Below are 4,897 nucleotides of genomic sequence, written 5' to 3'. Positions count from 1 at the left end.
CAGAACAAGGCCTGTCTGAATTGCCGCCAGAAGACCCGGCGCAGCCTTGCCCTCGGCAAAACCACGGGAGACACCACGCACACGGGAGAGAGCGTCAGTATCCTGCGGGCGAACAGCCGCAATTTCGAGCAGGCTTTCATCGCGGATAAGGCGCTGACGCGGGATATTCAGCGCCTGCGCCTCAAGTTCACGCCACGCCGCAACCTCGCGCAAGACGCCAAGCATGCGACGGTTATTGGTGCGGGCCTTCAGCCGCTCCCACTGGCGGCGCGGATCGGGGCGGAAGGTTGCCGGATCGTTCAGGACAGCAAGCTCGGCATCAGCCCAGTGCAGACGGTTCTGCTTTTCCAGTTCGTCATGCAGGGCAAGATAGACATCGCGCAGATGCGTGACATCGGCTGCGGCATAGGCAATCTGCGCCTTCGACAGCGGACGCGCTGCCCAGTCGCTGAAGCGATGGGTCTTGTCGATGCTCGCGCCGGTAATGGCATTGACGAGCGTGTCATAACCTACCTGATCGCCATAGCCCCCCACCATTGCCGCCACCTGTGTGTCGAAAATGGAGCGCGGCAGGACATCGAACAGATGCAGGAAGATTTCCAGATCCTGACGGGCAGCGTGAAAGACCTTCACACAGCTTTCCGTTGCCAGCAGATCGGCCAGCGGCGCAAGGTCGATCCCCGGCGCCAGCGTGTCAATCACGGCGACATCGGACACGCCGCCGAGCTGCACCACGCAAAGTTCAGGCCAGTATGTATGCTCTCGCACGAACTCCGTATCGATCGTAACGAACGGCTCCTGCTTGAGTCGGGCGCAGAGTTGCGCCAAATCGTCTGTAGAAGACACGATGACTGGGGCTGGGAAACCGGCTTGAGACACTTGCATTTCCCATCCATACATCAGGGCAGACCCACATGACCACATCAGAGAACGATCTCGCGGCACTCAGCCAGCTTGGCCGACAGACCGTGCAGCCGGACAGCCCGGAAACCGCCACGCTCGAACGTGTGCCAAGCCCGCATAAAGGCCGCGATTATGTGGTGCGTTTCACCGCGCCCGAATTCACATCGCTCTGCCCGGTGACCGGTCAGCCCGATTTTGCGCATATCGTGATCGATTACATTCCGGATGAGTGGATCGTTGAGAGCAAGTCGCTCAAGCTCTATCTCACCAGCTTTCGCAATCATGGCGCATTTCATGAGGATTGCTCTGTCAGCATTGCCACGAAACTGGTCGAGGTGCTGAACCCGAAATGGCTGCGTATTGGTGCCTACTGGTATCCACGCGGGGGTATTCCCATCGACGTGTTCTGGCAGACTGGCCTGCCGCCCGAGGGTGTGTGGGTGCCTGCACAGGATGTGCCCGGCTATCGCGGTCGCGGCTGAGAGCACGAGATACAAGCCCGGCAAATACGGCCTGCCGCACCAACCTATTGCTGGTACCGGCGTGATGTGAGGATCACACCACATTACGCCTTGGCCTCATGCTGGACCTGATAGCGATGAGCCGCAAGGCCAGTACGGAATTCCTTGCGGTATCTGGAACCGAATCAGTCGAGAGCCAAACAAAAAGGCCGGCACCCGAGGGGGAGCCGGCCTTTTCGGTAACGGGTATGCCCGATCAGTAGATCGGGTGTGCAGCCTCAGCCGCCTCGATTGCAGCCCGGGTGGACTGGATCTTGCGGGAGATGCGCTCGATGTCCGCGAGGTCATCAGCTGCGACATTGGTCAGCTGAAGCTCGAGGGTCTCGAGGCGGGACTCTGCTTCGGTCAGGACGATGTCCTTGATCGGCAGGGCCTCGTCAGCCAGAATCGTGCAGCGATCTGCCGTGATGTCGGCGAAACCACCGGAGACGAAGAAGCGCTCGGTTACGACGCCCCCCTCATAGAGGGAGACGACGCCACCGCGCAGCAGGAGCATGATCGGCGCATGATCCGGCATGGCCGCGATATCGCCTTCCTCGCCCGGGATGACTGCCATTTCGACTTCCTTGCGGAAGAGCAGCTTTTCCGGGCTGATGATTTCGACCTGAACCGGCATGGGCTTACGCCGACTCCTTCATCTTCTCGGCCTTGGCGATCGCTTCTTCGATCGGTCCGACCATGTAGAAAGCGCCTTCCGGCAGGTGGTCATACTCACCGGCCACAATCGCCTTGAAGCTGCGCACGGTGTCATCGAGAGCGACGAGCTTGCCCGGCGAACCCGTAAAGACCTCGGCTACGTGGAAAGGCTGCGACAGGAAGCGCTGGATGCGACGGGCGCGTGCCACGACCTGCTTGTCCTCCTCCGACAGCTCATCCATGCCCAGGATCGCGATGATGTCCTGCAGGCCCTTGTAGGTCTGGAGGATACGCTGCACGTCACGGGCCACCTGGTAGTGCTCTTCACCGACGATCTTCGGATCGAGCGAACGCGAGGTGGAATCGAGCGGATCGACAGCCGGATAGATGCCCATTTCCGCGATCGAGCGGTTCAGCACGGTCGTGGCATCAAGATGGGCGAAGGTCGCAGCAGGAGCCGGATCGGTCAGATCGTCGGCAGGCACGTAAACGGCCTGAACCGAGGTGATCGAGCCCTTCTTGGTGGAGGTGATGCGCTCCTGCAGGGCGCCCATCTCGGTGGCCAGCGTCGGCTGATAGCCAACGGCCGAAGGAATACGACCCAGCAGAGCCGAAACTTCCGAACCGGCCTGGGTAAAGCGGAAGATGTTGTCCACGAAGAACAGCACGTCCTGGCCTTCCTCATCGCGGAAATATTCTGCGAGAGACAGGGCGGACAGGGCCACGCGAGCGCGGGCACCCGGCGGCTCGTTCATCTGGCCATAAACCAGCGCCACCTTGGAGCCAGCCGTCGAGCCATCTTCACCGATCTTGATCACGCCGGCATCCTGCATTTCGAAATACAGGTCGTTGCCTTCACGCGTACGCTCACCGACACCGGCAAAGACGGACACGCCGCCATGAGCCTTGGCGATGTTGTTGATCAGTTCCTGGATGATGACGGTCTTGCCAACGCCAGCGCCACCGAACAGGCCGATCTTGCCGCCCTTGAGGTACGGGCAAAGCAGATCGACAACCTTGATACCGGTGACCAGAATCTCGGAAGCCGCAGCCTGGTCCTCGAAGGAGGGAGCCTTGCGGTGAATCGGATAGTGCTTGTCGGACACGACAGGGCCGCGCTCATCGACGGGCTCGCCGATGACGTTGAGGATACGGCCGAGCGTCGCCGGGCCAACCGGCACCGTGATCTGGGCACCGGTATCCTTTACTTCGCTACCACGGACCAGACCATCGGTGCTATCCATGGCGATGCAGCGCACTTCGCGCTCACCAATTTCCTGTGCCACTTCGAGCACGAGGGTCTGGTCGCCAATCTGGACGTGCAGCGCATTGAGGATATGCGGCAGCGTGCCTTCGAACTGGACATCGACCACGGGACCGCGGACCTGCGTCACGCGACCCACGACGTTGCTGCTGGCAGACGACAGAGTTTCGGACATCGTATTTCGGCTCCTGCGTAAAAGTCTCAGACGGCTTCAGCGCCGGAGATGATCTCGATAAGTTCTTTGGTGATGTTGCTCTGGCGGGTGCGGTTATAGCGCTGCGACAGAGAGTCGATCGCCTTGCCTGCATTCCGTGTCGCGTTATCCATCGCCGTCATGCGTGCACCCTGCTCACCAGCCGCACTTTCAAGAAGCGCAGCGAAGAACTGGACCTGGATATTACGCGGCAGAAGCTGAGCGAGCAGCTCGGCTTCATTGGGCTCAAATTCATATTGAGCGGTATATTCACTGGCGTTGTCGTTCTCGGCCACGGGCAGCGGAACGAGCGCTTCTTCCGTCGGGATCTGGGTCATGGCGTTGACGAAGCGGTTGAACACCACCGTCACGCGATCGACCTGACCATCGGTAAGCAGTTCGGTAACGCGCTGGCCGAGGTCGACAGCCTTCTGGAACTGCACCTCGCGGCCAGCCGTGCCTTCGTAACGCTCGATCAGCTTACCGGGGAAGATGCGCGCCATGGCCTCACCGCCCTTGCGGCCGACCGGCAGGATGCGCACCGTTTCACCCTGCGATTCGAGACGCGAGACGATCTGACGCACCGAGCGCACCAGATTGGCATTGAAGCCACCCGCCAGACCGAAATCGCTGGTCAGCAAAACGATAAGATGGGTCGAACCCTTGCCGCCTTCGAGAAGCACGGGCAACTCGCCCTGGCCTAAAGTTGCCGTCGCAAGCTCGGACAACATGCGGCGCATGGCGGCAGCATAGGGACGCGAGGCCTCGGCATGCTTCTGAAAACGGCGCAGCTTGGACGCTGCGACCATCTTCATGGCACTCGTGATCTTGCGCTGCGATTTCACGCCCGCGATCCGGGCGCGCAGTTCCTTCAGCGAGGGCATGGTCCGTCCTTAGGCTGCAAAACGCTTGTTGAACGCCGTCAGCAGTTCGGTCAGCTTGGCTTCGACTTCCGGCTTGATCTGACGATCGGTGCGGATGGCGTCGAGGATGGCCTTGCCCGAGCTGCGCATTTCGGCCAGCAGAGTGGCTTCGTAACGCACGACCTGATCGACCTTGACCACATCGACAAAGCCACGCGTACCGGCGAACAGCACGACAACCTGCTCTTCAACCGGCAGCGGCGATGTCTGGGGCTGCTTCAGCAGTTCCGTCAGGCGTGCGCCACGCTCAAGCTGCTTGCGGGTAGCGGGGTCCAGATCGGAAGCGAACTGCGAGAACGCAGCCATTTCACGGTACTGGGCGAGGTCGAGCTTGATCTTGCCGGCAACCTGCTTCATCGCCTTGATCTGGGCAGCCGAACCAACGCGCGACACCGAACCACCGACGTTTACGGCGGGGCGGATGCCCTTGTAGAACAGGTCGGTCTCAAGGAAGATC

Annotated in this window: 4 protein-coding genes and 2 pseudogenes; 1 reads left to right on the top strand and 5 read right to left on the bottom strand. The window is 60.8% G+C overall.

Annotation, left to right across the window (positions count from 1 at the left end; all coding sequences use genetic code 11):
- Positions 1-885 (bottom strand): annotated as a pseudogene (rnd, locus tag P792_RS34375) (ribonuclease D); the annotation flags it as partial.
- A 29-nt stretch (positions 886-914) separates the two neighbouring features.
- Between rnd and queF the strand changes: the two are divergent.
- Positions 915-1,385: a preQ(1) synthase gene (gene queF / locus P792_RS34370; protein WP_023979818.1), complete on the top strand. Its 471-nt coding sequence runs from the start codon at positions 915-917 to the stop codon at positions 1,383-1,385.
- Between the two features lie 235 nt (positions 1,386-1,620).
- On the opposite strand, the gene atpC is transcribed toward queF, so the two are convergent.
- The 4 genes and pseudogenes from atpC to P792_RS39400 form a co-directional block, all read right to left on the bottom strand.
- Entirely contained in the window at positions 1,621-2,040 is a 420-nt protein-coding gene (atpC, locus tag P792_RS34365) for an ATP synthase F1 subunit epsilon (protein ID WP_023979816.1), read from the bottom strand.
- 4 nt (positions 2,041-2,044) lie between these two features.
- Entirely contained in the window at positions 2,045-3,499 is a 1,455-nt protein-coding gene (atpD, locus tag P792_RS34360; RefSeq protein ID WP_023979815.1) for a F0F1 ATP synthase subunit beta, read from the bottom strand.
- 26 nt (positions 3,500-3,525) lie between these two features.
- Entirely contained in the window at positions 3,526-4,401 is an 876-nt protein-coding gene (locus P792_RS34355; RefSeq protein WP_023979814.1) for a F0F1 ATP synthase subunit gamma, read from the bottom strand.
- A gap of 9 nt (positions 4,402-4,410) precedes the next feature.
- Positions 4,411-4,897 (bottom strand): annotated as a pseudogene (locus P792_RS39400) (F0F1 ATP synthase subunit alpha); the annotation flags it as partial.

Source organism: Asaia sp. SF2.1 (assembly GCF_000505765.1).
Lineage (GTDB): Bacteria > Pseudomonadota > Alphaproteobacteria > Acetobacterales > Acetobacteraceae > Asaia > Asaia bogorensis.
Note: the sequence above shows the minus strand (reverse complement) of the source record. Positions and strands in the feature narration are given on the sequence as shown.

Coding starts and splice junctions, on each gene's coding strand:
- P792_RS34355 (WP_023979814.1), bottom strand. CDS start 4,401: ATGCCCTCGCTGAAGGAACTGCGCGCCCGGATCGCGGGCGTGAAATCG.
- atpC (WP_023979816.1), bottom strand. CDS start 2,040: ATGCCGGTTCAGGTCGAAATCATCAGCCCGGAAAAGCTGCTCTTCCGC.
- atpD (WP_023979815.1), bottom strand. CDS start 3,499: ATGTCCGAAACTCTGTCGTCTGCCAGCAGCAACGTCGTGGGTCGCGTG.
- queF (WP_023979818.1), top strand. CDS start 915: ATGACCACATCAGAGAACGATCTCGCGGCACTCAGCCAGCTTGGCCGA.